The 18,512-nt window shown below is 48.0% G+C and carries 20 protein-coding genes; 17 read left to right on the forward strand and 3 right to left on the reverse strand.

Annotated elements, in window-relative coordinates:
- The first annotated feature begins 52 nt into the window (after positions 1-52).
- Positions 53-802, forward strand: coding sequence for a hypothetical protein (locus tag EYC62_07090; GenBank protein TAH33065.1), 750 nt, complete (start codon positions 53-55; stop codon positions 800-802).
- Between the two features lie 61 nt (positions 803-863).
- Here the strand turns inward: EYC62_07090 and EYC62_07095 are convergent, their stop codons facing one another.
- Positions 864-1,229, reverse strand: a complete 366-nt coding sequence (locus tag EYC62_07095; protein TAH33066.1) for a DUF2794 domain-containing protein — start codon at positions 1,227-1,229, stop codon at positions 864-866.
- A 231-nt stretch (positions 1,230-1,460) separates the two neighbouring features.
- Between EYC62_07095 and EYC62_07100 the strand changes: the two genes are divergently transcribed.
- The 16 genes from EYC62_07100 to EYC62_07175 all read left to right on the forward strand — a co-directional run bounded on the left by EYC62_07100 (position 1,461) and on the right by EYC62_07175 (position 16,821).
- On the forward strand, positions 1,461-2,018 hold the full coding sequence (locus EYC62_07100; protein TAH33067.1) for a thioredoxin family protein: 558 nt from the start codon (positions 1,461-1,463) through the stop codon (positions 2,016-2,018).
- Between the two features lie 25 nt (positions 2,019-2,043).
- Entirely contained in the window at positions 2,044-2,691 is a 648-nt protein-coding gene (locus EYC62_07105; protein ID TAH33068.1) for a tetratricopeptide repeat protein, read from the forward strand.
- A gap of 63 nt (positions 2,692-2,754) precedes the next feature.
- Positions 2,755-4,065 carry a pyrrolo-quinoline quinone gene (locus tag EYC62_07110; protein ID TAH33069.1) on the forward strand — a complete coding sequence of 437 codons (1,311 nt, stop codon included), beginning with the start codon at positions 2,755-2,757 and terminating at the stop codon, positions 4,063-4,065.
- 6 nt (positions 4,066-4,071) lie between these two features.
- Positions 4,072-5,454 (forward strand): ribosome biogenesis GTPase Der, encoded by a 1,383-nt coding sequence (locus EYC62_07115; protein ID TAH33070.1) that lies wholly within the window; start codon positions 4,072-4,074, stop codon positions 5,452-5,454.
- A 78-nt stretch (positions 5,455-5,532) separates the two neighbouring features.
- Complete coding sequence (locus tag EYC62_07120; GenBank protein ID TAH33071.1) at positions 5,533-6,186, forward strand: hypothetical protein; 654 nt, start codon at positions 5,533-5,535, stop codon at positions 6,184-6,186.
- Entirely contained in the window at positions 6,183-6,821 is a 639-nt protein-coding gene (locus EYC62_07125) for a hypothetical protein (protein ID TAH33072.1), read from the forward strand. Before EYC62_07120 ends, EYC62_07125 begins: the two co-directional genes overlap by 4 nt.
- 131 nt (positions 6,822-6,952) lie before the next feature.
- Complete coding sequence (locus tag EYC62_07130; GenBank protein ID TAH33073.1) at positions 6,953-7,582, forward strand: NADH-quinone oxidoreductase subunit J; 630 nt, start codon at positions 6,953-6,955, stop codon at positions 7,580-7,582.
- Positions 7,582-7,890 (forward strand): NADH-quinone oxidoreductase subunit NuoK, encoded by a 309-nt coding sequence (gene nuoK, locus EYC62_07135; GenBank protein ID TAH33074.1) that lies wholly within the window; start codon positions 7,582-7,584, stop codon positions 7,888-7,890. The genes EYC62_07130 and nuoK overlap by 1 nt, the downstream gene beginning before the upstream one ends.
- Before the next feature lie 27 nt (positions 7,891-7,917).
- Positions 7,918-9,849, forward strand: a complete 1,932-nt coding sequence (locus EYC62_07140; protein TAH33075.1) for an NADH-quinone oxidoreductase subunit L — start codon at positions 7,918-7,920, stop codon at positions 9,847-9,849.
- Position 9,850: 1 nt separating this feature from the next.
- Positions 9,851-11,383 (forward strand): NADH-quinone oxidoreductase subunit M, encoded by a 1,533-nt coding sequence (locus tag EYC62_07145; protein TAH33076.1) that lies wholly within the window; start codon positions 9,851-9,853, stop codon positions 11,381-11,383.
- Positions 11,384-11,388: 5 nt separating this feature from the next.
- Positions 11,389-12,888 carry an NADH-quinone oxidoreductase subunit NuoN gene (nuoN, locus tag EYC62_07150; GenBank protein TAH33077.1) on the forward strand — a complete coding sequence of 500 codons (1,500 nt, stop codon included), beginning with the start codon at positions 11,389-11,391 and terminating at the stop codon, positions 12,886-12,888.
- Positions 12,875-13,627 (forward strand): biotin--[acetyl-CoA-carboxylase] ligase, encoded by a 753-nt coding sequence (locus EYC62_07155; GenBank protein TAH33078.1) that lies wholly within the window; start codon positions 12,875-12,877, stop codon positions 13,625-13,627. The genes nuoN and EYC62_07155 overlap by 14 nt, the downstream gene beginning before the upstream one ends.
- Before the next feature lies 1 nt (position 13,628).
- Entirely contained in the window at positions 13,629-14,444 is an 816-nt protein-coding gene (locus EYC62_07160; GenBank protein TAH33079.1) for a type III pantothenate kinase, read from the forward strand.
- Positions 14,434-16,101: a ribonuclease J gene (locus tag EYC62_07165; GenBank protein ID TAH33080.1), complete on the forward strand. Its 1,668-nt coding sequence runs from the start codon at positions 14,434-14,436 to the stop codon at positions 16,099-16,101. The genes EYC62_07160 and EYC62_07165 overlap by 11 nt, the downstream gene beginning before the upstream one ends.
- A gap of 1 nt (position 16,102) precedes the next feature.
- The gene (locus EYC62_07170) at positions 16,103-16,363 is read left to right on the forward strand and encodes a DUF1467 family protein (protein ID TAH33081.1); all 261 of its coding nucleotides are present in this window, start codon (positions 16,103-16,105) and stop codon (positions 16,361-16,363) included.
- Positions 16,360-16,821 (forward strand): hypothetical protein, encoded by a 462-nt coding sequence (locus EYC62_07175; GenBank protein TAH33082.1) that lies wholly within the window; start codon positions 16,360-16,362, stop codon positions 16,819-16,821. Before EYC62_07170 ends, EYC62_07175 begins: the two co-directional genes overlap by 4 nt.
- 1 nt (position 16,822) lies before the next feature.
- Here the strand turns inward: EYC62_07175 and EYC62_07180 are convergent, their stop codons facing one another.
- Both EYC62_07180 and EYC62_07185 read right to left on the reverse strand, forming a co-directional pair.
- Positions 16,823-18,100 (reverse strand): pentapeptide repeat-containing protein, encoded by a 1,278-nt coding sequence (locus tag EYC62_07180; GenBank protein TAH33083.1) that lies wholly within the window; start codon positions 18,098-18,100, stop codon positions 16,823-16,825.
- Between the two features lie 6 nt (positions 18,101-18,106).
- Positions 18,107-18,472, reverse strand: a complete 366-nt coding sequence (locus tag EYC62_07185) for a hypothetical protein (protein ID TAH33084.1) — start codon at positions 18,470-18,472, stop codon at positions 18,107-18,109.
- Positions 18,473-18,512: the final 40 nt, after the last annotated feature.

The raw sequence follows: 18,512 nt of genomic DNA on the forward strand, positions 1-18,512 counted from the left end.
TTGATCTTTAAAGGATACAGTTGTTGCAAAATAACAAAAAAAGTGGCAACAGATGGGTATTTCTGTAACTACATTGCTGGTTCATGAAATCGCACCGCTAAGCGCAAAGCAGCAGACGGTAACGGGTTATTGCGCTTACAAAATTGTATTGAAAGCTATGGGATACGATCCTGGCAAGCAAGAACTGTCTGCTGCGATGTTGATATATTTTGATGCGCAAATCGCCAAATTAAAAAAGCTTGTTGCAGGACAAGAAGATACTCCCACGGCAATCAAGGCTTTGGTAGATGAAGGGGAAATAGAATCGGATGTTACTGTAAAGTCGACCACTACTTTACTTGTACCGGAACCTTTACGCCAAGAAATGAATCTTCCCCAGCACTATGTCGCTGATACCTTGATCGGCGATCTTATTCGCAAAGGGTGTAAATTGCATTCCATTAACGATCAGCCTGCAAACAGAGTCGTAGCGTTCGATTTTTTAAAAAGGGAAGTGCGCGAAGTTTTAGAATTTTGCGATATGGGACCATTGTGCCGTGACCCGAATTTAGGCCCAGCCCTTATTTACATGATCAATGGAGTATATGTCAGTTGGGCGCCGCTATGCAGAAACGAAGAGGGTAAAATAAGAAAAGCGCCGCTTGGCGATGCGGCAGTCAAGCGATTGGAAGAAGCAATCGCGGGGCAGAAGGCAAAGCAAGGCATTCGGCCTTTAATGACTAATACAGCAAATACCTTGGAGACTGCGCAGTTGGCTGCCGATCTTCTGAGAAGGTTGTCCACGGGTAGAATTCTTTCATAAGGCACGATTAAGCAAAAAGCCGGAAGATTTCTTCCGGCTTTTTTATTGATGTGAAATTTATTTAAACCTGCGGTGTTTTCATCGACCGCATCGCCATCAATAATTCGCCCATGGTTTGGCATTGTTTCAAGCGGCGGCGGCGGTGATACAAAACAAATTTGCCTTTTTCCCGGTGCGCGCGGTCGAATTTAATGACCGAATATATTGGGCGCTCGAGCGGATCTTGATAGATCGAGAAGGCAATTAGACCATAACGTTGGTCTAGGGTTGAATGCCGCCACTCTCCGATTTTGGATTTTTCGGCATACAACCCTAGTAACTGATTTAATTCCGTACGGGTGAAATAAGCAGCGGTGTTTTTGCGGCGATGCGCCACAAAATTCAGCACGTTTTCTTCGGACCTTGCTTTTTCCATCACTGCGATCATCCAAATAGATATTCCCCGTTAGATACCAGTCTGCCGTCAATAGGTATCAAATTAGTTAAAAATTGTACTAACCGGCCAGTTCAGGCGCATAAATCGTCATTGCAGCGCACAAAATACTAATTTAATTGCGATTTGCTCTAATTCCAGCATAGCAGTTCTGTGCTTGATTGGTGGGTAAAAAAAGACTAAATAGTTGCAACGTAATAAAAAACTGTGGCTAGGAGAAGAGGCATGGCAGTCGAAACCCCGCTTTGCGATTTTGGGCAAAAACCGTTTGATTTCAAATTGAAAGCCATAGACGGCAAAACCTATGGTTTAAAAGACGTGTCTGGACCAAAAGGCACCTTGGTGATGTTCATTTGCAACCATTGCCCATATGTAAAAGCGATTGTCACGCGCCTGGTACAGGATGTGGCAGAACTGCAAAAAATGGGCGTTGGCGTTATTGCGATTAATTCGAACGATCCGTTGACATATCCGGATGACAGTTTTGAAAACATGAAAGTTTTTGCCGCACAAAATAATTTCAATTTCCCGTATGTGGTCGATGAATCGCAAGCCGTCGCCAAACAATATGGGGCGGTATGCACGCCGGATTTCTTTGGTTATAACGCCAAAGGGGAATTGCAATATCGCGGCCGTTTGGACGCATCGCGTAAAGAAACCGCGCCGGGCGCGCGCCGCGATTTATTGGAAGCATTCAAGGAAATCGTATCGACTGGCAATGGCCCACGTGAACAATTCGCCAGCATGGGCTGTTCGATCAAATGGAAGCAGGAAGCTGCGTAAATAAAAATTAACAAGGAAGAAAACTATGGATTTAATTGACGAAATCAAAGAAGACTTGCGCAGCGAACAAATGCGCCAGGTTTGGAAAAATTATGGCAAGCTGATTATGGCGGCGATTGCCGTTTTGGTGCTGGGCACCGCTTTGACCTCTGGGTACAAGCAATACAGCCAATACCGCGCTTCGAACGATGCGGCTTTGTTTGATCAGGCGGTTGATCTGGCGGATGCCAAGAAAAAAGACGAAGCGTTAAAGCAATTGGCGCAAATTGCCGACGATGCCAGCAGCGGATATAAAACCTTGGCATTGTTTACCCAGGCAAGCATTAAATTCAAAGATGGCGATAAAAAAGGCGCCATCGAGGCGTATGACCAATTGGCGAATGCCGGCGGTATCGATCCAATGTACCGGGAACTTGCTACCATCGACAGCGTGTCGATCCAAATGGATATGGAAGGCGCGAATCTTGATGGTCTAAGCAAACGTTTGGAACCATTGACGGCAACCGGCCGCCCATGGCGTTTTTCGGCGTTGGAATTGCAGGGCCTGATCGCCATGCAAAAAGGCGACAAGGAAAAAGCCAAAAATATTTTCGACCGGATCGCCAAAGATGAAAATTCACCCGTCAGCATGAGAATGCGCGTTCAGCGCGTTGCCACGGTTTTGTCGTATTAATAAGATATCTAGAAGGGGCATTCGCCCCTTCTTTTCATCAATCAAACTTTTTCCCACAAAATTATGAAACGCATTCTAGTTCTTTTATTCGCCATCGTTTTATTGCCGTCTTGCGACGATGATTGGTTTGGCAAAGCAGGCGATCCAATTTTGCCGGGCACCCGCATTCCTATTTTATTGTCGAATAATCCGATTGAACCCGATCCATCTCTGGCGGACGCACAGGTTATTTACCCGCCGGCATCGGCCAATCCAACCTGGCCAATGGCAGGCGGTTATGCGGATCACGTGATGCAGCATCTGGCGTTAAACAAAGATCCGCTGCAAACAATCTGGACGGCGGATATTGGCGATGGTTCGTCGCGCGATGGATATTTGGTGAATCAGCCAGTGGCCGCCGGCGGCAAGGTTTTTACCATCGATGTTTCATCCGAAGTCCGCGCGTTTGATTTGAATACCGGCGCTTTGATCTGGTCGAAAGACCTTGTTCCCGATCAGGAAGACAGCCGTTCGATCGCGAATGGCGGCCTGGCGGTGGACGGAGATATTTTGTATGTAACCACCGGCCTTGCTGAATTGACGGCGATGAATGTGGCGAACGGCGATATTTTGTGGCGCCAACCGGTATCTAGTCCGCTGCGCACCGCGCCAACCGTGGCGGAAGGAAAAATATTGGTAGTGCCGGTCGATAACCGTTTGACAGCGCTAACGGCCAAAGAAGGCAAATTATCGTGGATGTATGAAGGGTTGAATGAATCTGCCGCGTTGCTTGGCGGCGCAAGCCCGGCTATCAGCAATGGTATCGCGCTGGCTACTTTTACCACCGGCGATTTGATCGCATTCGATTTGAAAAAGGGCCGCCCTTTATGGGTAGAAAATCTGTCGCGGGTGCGTCGTGGCGATCTGATGGCGACCATTACGTCGGTTCAGGCCTTGCCGGCAATTCATGATGGTAAAGTCTATGCGATTGGTCACAGCAACCGGATGCTGGCGATCGATTTGCAATCGGGCGAACGGATTTGGGACTTGTCGGTTGGCGGCACCGAAACGCCGTGGGTTACCGACAATTATGTTTACATTATCGATAACAGCAATCATTTGATTTGCGTGGAAATGGCGCGCGGCCTTGTTAAATGGAGCGTCGAGCTGGCGCATAAAGACGATGCGAAAAACGCGCATTATGCCGGACCGGTATTGGCTGGCGGACGTTTGTTTGTTGTCGGTGGCGATGAAAAATTATGGGTGCTGTCGCCGCAAGATGGAAAAGTTATAGGATCTTATGATTTGCCGGGCGTGTCGTCTATTTCCCCGATTGTCGCGGAAAATACATTGTTGGTTTTAACCGACAACGGCAAGCTGGTGGCATTCCGGTAGGCATCAATGACCTTTAAAATCGCCATTGTCGGACGGCCCAATGTTGGCAAGTCAACCTTGTTCAACCGCCTGGTGGGCAGGAAATTGGCGATCGTCCATAACACGCCCGGCGTTACCCGCGACTGGCAAGAAGCGCCAGCGAATTTATTCGGCCATCATTTCATGGCTATCGATACCGCAGGATTGGATGATGGTAAGGGCGATGAATTGGCGCGCCGCATGTCAAAACAAAGTCAGCGTGCGATTGATCAAGCCGATTTGATTTGGTTTGTGGTCGATGGCAAGGTCAGTTTGCAAAACGAAGACCGCACCATTGCCAAGGAATTGCGCAAAAGCGGTAAGCCAATTTTCCTTGTGATCAATAAATGCGAAAATAAAACTGGTCAGGATTGGGCGGAATTTCACCGGCTTGGTTTCAATCCGGCGATTCCGGTATCGGCGGAACATGGGCTGGGTATGGACGAACTCGCCGCGTATTTAGAAGATTATTGTCCGGCCAAACAACTGGTTGCAGAAAAAGACGAATGGGAAGCGGAAGAAACTGAAGAAGTAGAAACCGAAGAGAAATCAGCCAAAGATCGCCGCATTAAACTCGCGATTGTTGGTAAACCGAATGCTGGCAAATCCACTTTGATCAACCAGATGGTTGGCGAAGAAAGATTGCTGACCGGGCCGGAGGCGGGGATTACCCGCGATGCCATCGCGGTGCCGTTCGAATGGCGTGGCAAAAAATTGGAACTGGTCGATACGGCCGGTTTGCGTAAAAAAGCCAAGGTTGTTGAAAAACTGGAACAAATGGCCACGTCCGATACGATTAACGCGATTAACATGGCCGAAGTGGTTTTGTTGGTCCTTGATGTTAGCCAGGGCATTACCCGCCAGGATTTGACTATTGCCGACCTTGCGGCGAACGAAGGCCGGGCAGTGGCAATTGTAATCAATAAATGGGATTTGGTGCGGGATAAGGGTGAAACGATTAATAGCGTAAAAGCGATTGTCGAAAAATCCTTGCCACAAATTGCCGATGCGCCAATTATTTACATTTCTGCTTTGCAATCCAAAAACTTAGACAAAGTATTTAAAGCGGTATTTGAAGTATATGATGTTTGGAACAAACGCATTTCGACTTCGAAATTGAATAATTGGCTAAAAAAGATGGTGGAGGCTTATCCGCCGCCGATGGTTAAAAATAAGCGCCTGAAATTGCGCTATGCGACGCAAATCAAGACGCGGCCGCCGACATTTGTGCTGTTTTGTAATGGCGTTTATGACATGCCGGACAGCTATATTCGCTATATAACCAATAAGATGCGGGATGAATTCGATATGCCCGGCACCCCAATCCGTATTTACCTGCGCCAGGGCGAGAACCCTTATACCAAAGAATAGAAATTTTATTACAATAAATCAATAATTTACAACGGCTAATTTAAAGCATATTCTTAGGAAAATATTGCGGAGGGCGCTATGAATCAGAATTCACCATTTCAAACTGAGCTGAGAGCGGTCAAGAACACTTTATTGGCGTTGGCGGCGATGGCAGGTGCCAGTTGGTTGGGTGTTTCTATGGCCCGAACTTATGCTACGGCAGAAAAATTGGGGCAAACAGAACGCGATGTTCGTGATCAGATCACCCAATGGCAAAATGAGGCGCCTGTATTTTATTACGATACTCCCAAGGGAAAAATTATAATTACCCAATATGGCCCATTAAATGTGGATTTAGGTAGTGTTCCAACCGGGGATCTATGGGCTGATCGCAAAGCATATTTGGAAACAGAAGTTACCATCAATCAGGGATTATATGCCAATAAAATATGCTTTCAAATCCCAGGAAAAGTCCCTTACATAGTGCACCGCCACATACGTTACCGGGATGGTTTTGTGCCGGCGGCTCCAGCGACCATTATGCAGATGTTGGACGGAGACTGGCAAAAATTGTATTTGGCCTTGCAGGGGGAGTGTAATTTTCGCCGGGCGATGAAAATAGAGAATAGGCCTGTTGATCCAGAAGCGGTCAAAGCAATTTTGCAGCCTTTAGCCCCGGTAGGCAAAGAGCATTCGCTCGGAAATGCGCTTGTTTTTCAAGTTTATGCGATAAATGAACGAGGGTCTGCGTGACACAAGAACCCTCAAACAGGGGATTAGATCGACCGCACCGCTGGTATGATCGAACAAAAAATGTATTAGGGGCTGTATTACTGGTTGGAGCATCCACAGTTTTGGCTTTTTCAGCAATTAATTATGTTCATTGCCAGGAATCGGAATCTGAAAAAAGCAAGCAGCGGGTCAATCAAAAGATTAAAGATTGGCGGGATTTGGCATTGGAACGTCAGGTTCGTTACAATACCCCTAATGGCATGATTATTGTTAGAAAATACGATCCGCTGAATATCGATACCGGCCAGATTCCTTGTTCTATGAAATCGAAAGTTGAATATAATAGGTCTAAATATGCAGGCCGTTTAACATTTGAGATTCCAGGTCAAGTCGCATATGTCGGTCGGGATGGTAAAACTAATTATTACAACGACTTTGTTTTAGCGGAACCAAAAGAAATCATAGAGATGCTAGGCGGCGATTGGCAAGGCCTATATCAAGCGGTCAAAAGACGGGAAAAATATCATCATAGTCCAATAGATCCAGAAGAGGTCAAAGCAATTTTGCAGCCTTTAGCCCCGGTAGGCAAAGAGCATTCGCTCGGAAATGCGCTTGTTTTTCAAGTTTACGAGGTCTGTCAGCGGGTCAGGGCCTAAAAATCACTATCCGGACATAACCGTCACGTAGTTATCCCCTAAAAACCGAAAATAAATCAAAGGTTTGTGTTCCGGCTTGGATTTTGCGCGTGGGCAGGGTAAGTTCGCGGCAACCAAAAACAAATATCACGATGTCCCTCGAGCTACTTACATTTTACCTTTTTTCAGCCGTGACGATTTTGTCCGGGCTGATGGTTATTTCGGCGCGTCACCCAGTGCATGCGGTGCTGTGGCTGATTCTTGCGTTTTTCAACGCTGCGGGATTATTCTTGCTGTTGGGCGCGGAATTCCTCGCCATGATTCTGGTGATCGTTTATGTCGGCGCGGTCGCAGTCTTATTCCTGTTTGTCGTGATGATGTTGGATGTGGATTTCGTTGCGCTGCGGCAGGGGTTCTTAAAATATCTGCCTGTTGGGGGCCTGATCGGCGGCATTTTGCTGTGCGAATTGTTGATCGCGGCCAGATTGTTCATTTCCAGTCCGCGTGCCGTCAAGATTGCTGAAATCAATGCGGCAAAACCGGTTGCGGATGGCATGCATAATACCAAGGCATTGGGACAATTGATCTACACCGATTATTTTCTGATTTTCCAGATGGCCGGAATGATTCTGTTGCTGGCGATGATCGGCGCAATCGTTTTGACTTTACGCGAACGCGTGGGCGTGCGCCATCAAGTTATTGCGGAGCAAGTATATCGCAAGCCATCGGAAGCAATGGAAATCAAACAAGTGCCTGTCGGTGTGGGAGTGCGAATCGAATAATGGCTGTTCCTTTGTACCATTACCTGTCGGTTGCAGCGATTTTGTTCGCTATCGGGATTTTTGGTATTTTCTTAAACCGTAAAAATGTCATTGTTATTTTAATGTCGGTCGAATTGATGCTGTTGGCGGTGAATATCAACTTCGTCGCCTTTTCCGCGTATCTGCAAAATTTGACCGGCCAAGTATTTTCGATGTTTATCCTAACCGTTGCCGCGGCCGAAGCCGCCATCGGCCTTGCGATTTTGGTTGTGTTTTTCCGCAACAAGCAAACCATCGCGGTCGAGGATATTAGTGAATTAAAAGGATAGAAAACTTCTATCTTTTAAGGAGTATCTATGTATTTAGCTGCCGTGTTTCTTCCATTGCTTGGCTTTCTGATCGTCGGCATTTTTGGCAACTGGATCGGCGACCGCGCCTCTCAATTGATTACCTGCATTGGCGTTGGTATTGCAGCACTGATTTCTATTAATTTATTTATGCATATCCCAGGATCTGAAACCTTGATCATTCCGGTATTGGATTGGGTCAATTCGGGATCATTGTCTTTTAACTGGGCGTTGCGATTCGATGCGTTGTCGATGGTAATGCTGCTGGTGGTGAATGGCGTATCATTTCTGGTTCATGTTTATTCAGTTGGCTATATGAGCCACGATAAATCCATTCCACGTTTTATGGCGTATTTGTCGTTATTCACCTTCTTTATGCTTATGCTGGTGACTTCCGACAATTTGGCGCAGATGTTTTTCGGCTGGGAAGGGGTCGGATTGGCGTCGTATCTGTTGATCGGTTTCTGGTATGAAAAGCCGGAGGCGAATGCCGCCGCGATCAAGGCATTCGTGGTCAACCGGGTTGGCGATTTCGGATTCGCCCTTGGCATTTTCGGCATATTCATGCTGTTCGATTCGATTACATTCAGTGAAATTTTTGACGCAGCGCCGAAAATGGCGCAAACCCATATCGATTTCTTGGGTTATGACGTTCATGCGATGACTGTGTTGTGCATTCTGTTATTTATCGGCGCGATGGGCAAATCGGCGCAGTTATTGTTGCACACTTGGTTGCCCGATGCGATGGAAGGCCCAACGCCAGTATCCGCATTAATCCACGCCGCGACCATGGTGACCGCCGGCGTATTTTTAGTTTGCCGCATGTCGCCATTATTCGAATTCGCGCCAATGGCGTTGCAAATGGTAACCATTGTCGGTGCATCGACCGCGTTTTTTGCGGCGACAATTGGTTTGGTACAAAACGACATCAAACGCGTGATCGCGTACTCGACTTGCAGCCAGTTGGGTTACATGTTTTTTGCTTGCGGCGTGGGCGCTTATTCCGCCGGTATGTTCCATTTAACCACCCATGCCTTTTTCAAAGCCCTATTGTTCTTATCCGCAGGTTCCGTCATCCACGCGATGAGTGGCGAACAAGATATGCGTAAATATGGCGGTCTGTGGCGCGTGATTCCGATCACCTATGTCATGATCTGGATTGGTAATTTGGCACTGGCCGGTATTCCGCCATTCGCTGGATATTTTTCAAAAGATATGGTGCTGGAGGCCGCTTATGCCGCGCATAGCGGTGTTGGCATGTACGCATTCTGGTTGGGCTTGGCCGCGGCATTCTGTACCGCGTTTTATTCCTGGCGCCTGTTATTAATGACGTTCCACGGCAAGCCGCGCGCCGATGCCGAAACCATGAGTCATGCGCACGAATCGCCTTGGGTAATGTTAGTACCGTTATTGATTCTGGCGGGCGGCGCGATTGCGGCTGGCTGGACGTTAAAAGACGCGTTTATTGGCGAGCATCACGATGTATTCTGGGGCGCGGCAATTTTTATGGGGCCAGGCAATGAAATTCTGGAACATGCGCATCATGTGCCGACTTGGGTTAAAATGTCGCCATTGTTCGCAGGGCTTGCCGGGATTTTGTTGGCTTATTGGTTTTATATGATTCAACCGGCGATTCCAGCTCGTTTGGCTAAAACTTTCCCAGGCGTTTACAACTTCTTGCTGAACAAATGGTATTTTGACGAACTTTACGACAAAATTTTTGTACAGCCTGCCTTGCGTATCGGCCGCAGCCTATGGCTGGGCGGGGATGGGGCGATTATAGATGGGTTAGGCCCCAACGGCATCGCCAGTGTTTCGCAGCGTTTTGCCGGAACATTATCCCGGTTTCAAAGCGGGTTTATGTATCACTATGCATTCGTGATGTTGTGCGGCGTTGCCGGATTTATCAGTTATTTCATTTTGCGTTATTGGTGGAGCTAAGATGTACGGCCTTCCGATCCTTTCGGTTTTGACATTCCTGCCGCTGTTTGGTGCGGTGCTGATTTTCTTGTTGCGTGGCACGCCGGATCAGGTGGAGCGCAATTCGCGCTGGACCGCGCTTTGGACATCCATCATTACCTTCATTCTATCCTTATTAATGTGGCACAATTTTGATGGCGCTAAAGCCGATTACCAGTTCGTAGAAAAGGCGCCGTGGATTTCGTCCTTGGGTATTGATTATCATCTTGGCGTTGACGGTATTTCCATTTTCTTTGTCATTCTATCGGCATTGCTGACCGTCATTTGCGTTATCGCCAGCTGGCAGTCGGTCGAAAAACGCGTGCGCGAATACATGATCGCGTTTCTGATCTTGGAAACTTTTATGATCGGCATGTTCTGCGCACTGGATATGGTTTTGTTTTATTTATTCTTCGAAGGCGTGCTGATTCCGATGTTCTTGATCATCGGCGTATGGGGCGGCGCGCGGCGCGTCTATGCGGCATTTAAGTTCTTTCTGTATACGTTATTAGGTTCCGTATTAATGCTGGTAGCTATGGTGGCGATGTACTGGCATGCGGGTACAACGGATATAACAGTTCTCACCACAACGCAGTTCCCAGTGCCGATGCAGCATTGGCTGTTCCTGGCGTTCTTCGCGTCCTTTGCCGTCAAAATGCCAATGTGGCCGGTGCATACTTGGTTGCCGGACGCGCACGTCGAAGCGCCCACGGGCGGTTCCGTCATTTTGGCCGGTATTTTGCTGAAAATGGGTGGATATGGTTTCTTGCGATTCTCCTTGCCTATGTTCGCCGCTGCCAGCCAGGATTTTGCGCCCTTTATTTTTACTCTCAGTGTAATCGCGGTGATTTATACGTCACTGGTGGCGCTTGCCCAAGAAGACATGAAAAAACTGATCGCCTATTCGTCGGTCGCGCATATGGGTTTTGTAACCATGGGCATTTTTACCTTGAATGTGCAGGGGATCGATGGCGCGATCGTACAAATGCTGTCGCACGGGTTTGTATCTGCCGCTTTGTTCCTTTGCGTTGGCGTTTTATATGACCGGATTCATTCCCGGGAAATAGCGGCCTATGGCGGCGTGGTGGAACGCATGCCGATTTACGCCTTTGTATTTTTGGTATTTACATTAGCCTCGGTTGGATTGCCGGGCACTAGCGGTTTCGTCGGCGAGTTTTTGGCTTTGGCTGGAGCGTATCAAGCGAACAAGTTGGTGGCGATGCTGGCGGCGACAGGCGTGATTTTGGGCGCGGCTTATTCTCTGTGGCTATATCGCCGCGTAGTGTTGGGCAAGCTGGAGAAATTATCGCTGAAAAGCCTGAAAGATTTAAGCTGGCAGGAAATAACTATTTTCGCGCCGTTATTAGTATTGGTGGTGTGGATGGGTGTTTATCCGACCAGTTTCATGAAACCGATGGAGGCGTCGGTGGATAAATTGCTGGCCGATGTGTCGGCGGATTTGAACGCTGCGCCGCCTCGCATGTCAATCTTAGATACTTTATTTCCTGCCGAGTGATGATCATGGAACCTATTACGACTGAATTTTACGATTTTAGACTGATTTTTCCGGAAATAACTTTGGCCATTTTCGCGATCATTGGTTTGATTTTTGGCGTTTATGATAAAAAGCGGGCCTATAACGCGGCCGCACTGATTGCTGTCGTTGGATTTGCCACGGTTGCGTATATGGTGCATTTGACTGACCAATATTTGGTGGCGTTAAAACCGGAATATGTTGCGACCGCATTTAATAATTTATTCCGCTTTGATCCATTCGCCGCCATTATGAAAAGCCTGGTGTTGTTGGGCGGCGCGGTTACGGCAATTTTATCCTGGCGCTATTTGCCTGAACAAAAAGACAATAGGCATGAATTTTACGCGCTTATGATGTTATCCACTCTCGGCATGATGGTAATGCTGTCGGCCAATAATTTCTTGACGCTGTATGTTGGCCTGGAATTGCAAAGCTTGGCCTTATATGTGCTGGCTGCGTTTCATCGCGACAGTGTGCGTTCCACAGAAGCCGGCATCAAATATTTCGTGCTGGGCGCATTGTCGTCCGGCATGCTGTTGTTCGGCATTTCGTTCATTTATGGATTCTCCGGCACGACCGATTTTTATACGGCTGCCCGTATGTTAAGCGGTGTCGACATGAAACACAGCCTTGGCATAGTAACCGGTGTCGTGTTTATGCTAGCGGGATTGGCATTCAAAGTATCGGCGGTGCCGTTCCATATGTGGACGCCGGACGTTTATGAAGGCGCCCCAACGCCTGTAACGGCGTTTTTCGCGGTGGCCCCAAAAATCGCAGCCTTGGGATTGTTGGTGCGTGTATTGGCTGGACCATTATCGACCAGTCCGCATATCTGGCAACAAGTCATCATATTTTTGGCGGCAGCTTCGATGTTGGTCGGCGCGGTAGCGGCTCTGCGTCAAACCAATATTAAACGACTGATGGCTTATAGTTCTATTGGCCATATGGGATTTGTATTGATGGGTATTGCGGCGGCTTCGACCGAAGGCGTCCGGGCATTGACGGCGTATATGATTATTTATGTGATCATGAGTGTTGGCGCATTTGCCTGTATTTTATCCATGCGCCGCGACGGAAAATTGGTTGAGAAAATTTCAGATTTAACGGGTTTGTCGAAGACCAATCCGATTATGGCGCTATGTTTGCTGGTGATTTTGTTCTCTATGGCCGGAATTCCGCCGTTAGCAGGATTCTTTGCCAAGTTTTATGTCATCATCGCCGCCTTGCACAGCAATTTGTACTGGCTGGCGGTTTTCGGCGTCGTAGCCAGCGTAATTTCCGCCTATTATTATTTGAATATCATCAAAATAATGTATTTTGACGATGTCCGCGAAGCACTGGATAAATTTATTCATAGTGAATTGCGTTTGGTAATGGTCGGCAGCGCATTGTTGCTGGCCTTGTTCGTAATTTACCCGGATCCAGTCATGCATTGGTCGGAACGCGCCTCCAGCCTGATTTATTCGGTAGGCGATCTTGGCCGGTAATTCCGCATCCATCCGGCTGCATTACCACGATTCTATCGATTCCACTAATTCCGAGGCGCAGCGGCTATTATCGTCTGGCGAATTGCCGCCTTTTGCCGTTTGCGCGGCTATACAATCGGCTGGCAGGGGACGGCAAGGGCGTATTTGGCAGTCTGTGGAAGGTAATTTATTCTATTCTTTGGCATGTCAACCCGCCGCGCCACTACAAGTCTGGCCGCAACTGTCTTTTATCTCGGCGATTGCCGTATGCGATGTATTGCGGGAAATAATGGGTGGTGTCCATATACAATGCAAGTGGCCAAATGATGTATTATGCAATGGCAAAAAGATTGCCGGGATATTGCTGGAAACGGCGCAGGATAAAAATGACCAGCCCAATTTAATTGTCGGTATTGGCGTGAATGTGATTAGCCATCCCGATCAAACTTCTTATCCAGCGACCTCTATTTTTACAGAAAGCAAAAAAACGGTTGGGGTAAAGCAACTGGCCGAAATGCTGGGTGATAAATTGTGGTTTTATGCCGGGCGCTGGCAAAAAGATGGATTTGCTCAATTTCGCCAAGCCTGGCTGGATCAGGCGGCGTTTAAAGGCCAGAAAATCACGGTTTCCGAGGCTCCCGGCACACCTGATGGCAAATTAAGCGGCATATTCCTTGATTTGCGCGAGGATGGCGCGTTATTATTGGGACTTGAGGAAAATAAGGTTTTGCCTATATTTTCCGGCATAGTGGGAATTTAAAATGTATCATCTCTGTATTGATTCGGGCAATACCAACACCGTGTTCGCGGTTTATGATGGCGAAACCATGCTGGCGTCTTGGCGGATGACGACCGATGTCAATCGCACCGCCGATGAATTTGCGGTTTGGTTGTTGCAATTGTTTGAATTGAAAAATATCGATGCGAAAAAGATTACCGGCGCGATTGTCGCCAACGTCGTGCCGCAAACTGGGCATGCGCTTTATAAATTGTGTGAAACTTATTTTGGCGTGAAACCGTTTTATGTGGGTCAGGAAAACTTCGATCTAGGCATAGCGGTACGGGTGGATACGCCAGAAGAAGTCGGCGCGGATCGTTTGGTCAATGCGGTGGCAGTGATTGATAAATATCCGCTGCCTGCTGTAGTTATCGATTTCGGTACGGCTACCACGTTTGACGTTATTGACGAGCAGGGCAGTTATCTGGGTGGTGTTATCTGCCCAGGCATTAATTTGTCCCTTGATGCCTTGGTCCAAGGGACGGCTAAATTACCGCGTGTGGCGATTGCAAAGCCAAGGCAGGTTATTGGCAAGCGCACTGAAGAAGCGATGCAATCAGGCGCCTATTGGGGTTATGCCGGATTAATTCAAGGGATCTTAGAGAAAATAGAGGATGAGCACGGTAAAAAAATGACGGTGATAGCCACTGGCGGTCTTGCGGGATTTTTTGCCGACGTGATTCCTGATCTGTTTGCAATTGATCGTGATTTAACCTTAAACGGTTTAACCAAATTATATTTCCGCAATGCGCGGGGTATCCGTAACATCAAACTGCGCAGTGTGAAAAGTGGCGTCTGATTTCGATCCTAAAAATTCTGAAGTTTTATATGTGCCGCTGGGTGGCGCCGGTGAAATTGGCCGCAATATGTATTTATACGGCCATGCCGGCAAATGGTTGTTGGTCGACTGCGGTATCAGTTTCGCGCATGACGGTATTCCGGGCATTGATTTGTTGATGTCAGATCCCGAATTTATATTGGAACGCAAAGAATCTTTGGTTGGGATGATTGTCACCCATGCGCACGAAGACCATATCGGCGCCATACCTTATGTCATTGAAGAGCTGGGCTGCCCGATCTATACAACGCGCTTTACCGCCGCGATGATTAAAACAAAACTAGAGGAAACGGGACTAAACCGTAAGGTTAAGACCCATATTATCGAATCCAACCGCGAATTTTCGGTTGGACCGTTCGATTTGCAATTTCTGCCGCTGACCCATTCAATTCCAGACAATCATAGCCTGGTTATTAAAACCAAAATCGGCACTATATTTCATACGGGTGATTGGAAGTTCGATCCGACGCCAGTTATTGGCGAGCCAACGGATTTCCATGCGCTGCATGAACTGGGCGAACGCCGTGTCATGGCCATGATTTGCGATTCGACCAATGTGTTTGAACCGGGCGAAGGCGGATCGGAACAGGCCGTCCGGCAGAGTTTAAAGAAAATTATTGCCGAACAAACCGGCAAGGTTGCAGTAACCTTGTTTGCCAGTAACGTTGCCCGTCTGAAAAGCGTTGCAGAGGCGGCGGAAGCGGCAGACCGGCATGTGGTATTGGCCGGGCGTTCCTTGCACCGCGTCTATGATATCGCCACACAACTGGGGTATATTAAGGAAATTCCTAATCTGATCGACGAAGAACAGGTTGGTTATTTCCCCGACAATAAAATCCTGTTCCTGTGCACTGGTTGCCAGGGCGAGCGTATGTCGGCCATGGATAAAATTGCTGGCGGCATGCATCAGCATATTAAATTGGGCGATGGCGATACGGTTATATTTTCCTCCCGCGAGATCCCAGGCAACGAACTGGCCATACAACAGATACAGAATCGATTGGCGCGTCTGGGCGTGCATATCATCACCGCCGACAGCCACTTTACGCATGTGTCCGGTCACCCATACCGCGATGAATTGACCAAGATGTATCAGTTGATACGCCCTCGCTTAGCGATACCGATGCATGGCGAGTTAAGGCATTTATTGACGCATCAGGAATTGGCACAGAAATGCGGCGTGCGCGATGCGTTGGTTGTTGAAAACGGCGAAGTGATCCGTATTTTGCCAGATCGCAGTGAATATGTGGGTACCATCCCAACGGATGTATTGGCGTTGGATGGCGACCAGTGGATCAGACTTAATTCCGAAGTGTTCAAGGAAAAGCATAAATTCAATTGGAATGGGGCTATGGTGATTTCCGTGGCTTTGGACAAAAAAGGCCAGCTGGTAACCGGGCCAGAAATCAGTTTAATGGGTGTCGTCGAACACGATCAATTGGATCAGGTAACGGAAAATGTAGCGGATGCGGTTGAAGAGTCGCTGAATAAAACATCGAAATCGGAAAGAATAGACGATGCGGCTATGGCGGAAAAAATACGCATCGCGGCGCAACGCGTAGTTCAGGCGGTTTCCGGCAAAAAACCTTTGGGCCGCGTGCATATTTTGCGGGTGTAAAATGCAAACCAACTGGTTTATCGTTTTGACGTCTTATTTTGTGGTTTGGTGGACTGTGTTATTCGCCGTTCTACCGTTCTGGGTGGAACGCGATCCAAACCCGGCCCAAGGGCACGATCCTGGCGCGCCGAAAAATGCGCATATCGGGCGCAAGTTTATGGTTACGTCCATTGTCGCCGCCGTAATTTGGGCGGTATTGTATTACATGGGCACTCATGGGGCCATGGATCGTATGATAGAATGGATAGGGACGGAGCCATGAAAAAAATATTTATAATAGGCGTTCTGGTGTGGTTGGTTTTTCCGGCCTGGGCGGCGGAATTGACTTTAACGACAGATGATTGCGAATATTTTGTTCCGCATACTCCCGATGATGATGTCGCATTTAAACCGGGATTGGATATAAACGGTGATTCTGTAACGCCGGCCGATTTAAACGATAATGCAATTGAACTGCCGCAGAAAATATCAATCCCTATTATTTTACAATTGGAAACCCAGACACAAAATGACCCGCCCGGATCGGTTAAGATAGGCCAATTGGAAAACCAGGCCGGACTGGGCACTTTAACCTATGATACAAAAACACGGCAGTTGTTTTATAGAGACAAATTAGTGTCCGATAGCAGCCGTCAGGCAGTAATAGATGCTTGTAAGGATTTGGATGAAAAGCGGGAAAATAAATCCCGCCACGCATCGCCGCCGGCGGTCGAAAAATGATCTAAGCCGCGCTGGAAGGCATAATCGCGCCTTCGAGATTGGCGCGGTCCAATTTTGCTCCGCTAATATTGCAATCCAGCAGGTTCGCGCCAGACAGATTGGCATCGGTCAGGTCAGCATTGCTTAAGTTGGCTCCGCGCAAGTCGGCGCCAGACAAATCGGCGCCGCTTAGGTTCGTGCCGCTCAAATTGGCAGCCCATATTTTCCCGGTTAGCTTGCCATCGGCGGTTTTAATATTAACCACGCTAAGGCTGCAATTGATCAATTTGGCATGATGCAGATTGGCGCCGGATAGGTTGATTCCGTCCATGGCGGCCATGCGCAAGTCGGCCCCAGATAGATTGGCGCTGGCCAGATCGGTCATAATCAGTTGCGTTTGGAATAATTTGGCGCCGTTCATATCGCACCCAGCCAGGTCCGCGCCGGATAAATCGGAACCGGTCAAATCGATCAGGGCCAGATTCGCTTGCGCCAATTTTGCGCGCTCGCCCTGTTTGCCATTGGTTTTAACCCATAAATAATGGTCTTCCAGGATTTCCTTGATTGTGCGCGGTAGTTTATCGCTGGAATTATGCGCCAGGTTCGGCGTCACTAACGGCTTGCTTATAATCGCACCGGCCAAATTGGCGGTGGCCAGGGTAATTGGATCAATAATCGCGCCGGTTAAATTCGCGCCGGAAAACACGGCACCTTTGACTTGCGCATCCGTTAGGTTTGCGCCGATCAAGTCGGCATTGGTTAAATTGGCATCTTGCAAATTCACGCCGGCGAGATTGGCCCCGCTAAGCGCCGCGCCCTGTAAATTGGCGTTTTGCAGATTCGAATGGGTTAAATCCGCACCGGTCAAATTGGCGTTCTGCAATTGCGCGTTCTGCAAATCGGAGCCGGACAGGGATGTTCGCATCAATGTGGCTGGTTCGCGGTTGGAACTGTACATGACAATGGAGCCGCTGCGCATGTCGGCATCCTGCAAATTGGCACCAAAGAAATTTGCATCGCGAATCTGAGCGCCGCGTAAATTGGCGCGCATCAGATTGCAATAAGAAAAGTCCGCTTTATCCAGGTTGGAACAAAATAAATCGGCGAAACTGAGGTCTGAGCCGTGAAAAGTGGTGTTGCTAAGATTGGAACCGGAAAACTTGGCTGATTTTAAATATCGCTTAGGCAATTTAATGTTGGACAGATCGCAACCGGACAGATTGATCCGTTGTCCGCCAACCTGGTCTTTTAGCCATTTTTCATGGCGATCAATCGCTTCGATAACTTCATTGTGGTCCATAACAGCTTACCATCCATCCACAGTTAATTTGTAAAGCCTCGGCGATCCGGGCTTAGTGAAATCCAGATAAAATTCAAATACGATGCGGTAATATTTCTTGTCGCAAAATTGTTTGATTTTCTGAAACCCGGCAATCGATTCGATCTGCCTTATGTCAACATGGGCTTTCTTTAGGGTTTCTTCAGAAAGCGCAGAATCTTTATGGTCGGTAAGAAAATAATTTACGAATCCATTGCCGCCGCCAGGATCGCGCATGCTGTCGGCGATATCGTCCGCTATGCGGCTCATAATGGCTTTGAATTGCCGATCTAAGGCATCGAGCAGCTCGCTCGTTTCACTTAACGTACCGGATTTTGCGTTTGTCGCAGACATGGGGGCGGCAAGTTCCTTTGCTCGATTTTTAAGCCTAATT

The sequence above is a fragment of the Alphaproteobacteria bacterium genome, assembly GCA_004295055.1.
Classification (GTDB): domain Bacteria; phylum Pseudomonadota; class Alphaproteobacteria; order SHNJ01; family SHNJ01; genus SHNJ01.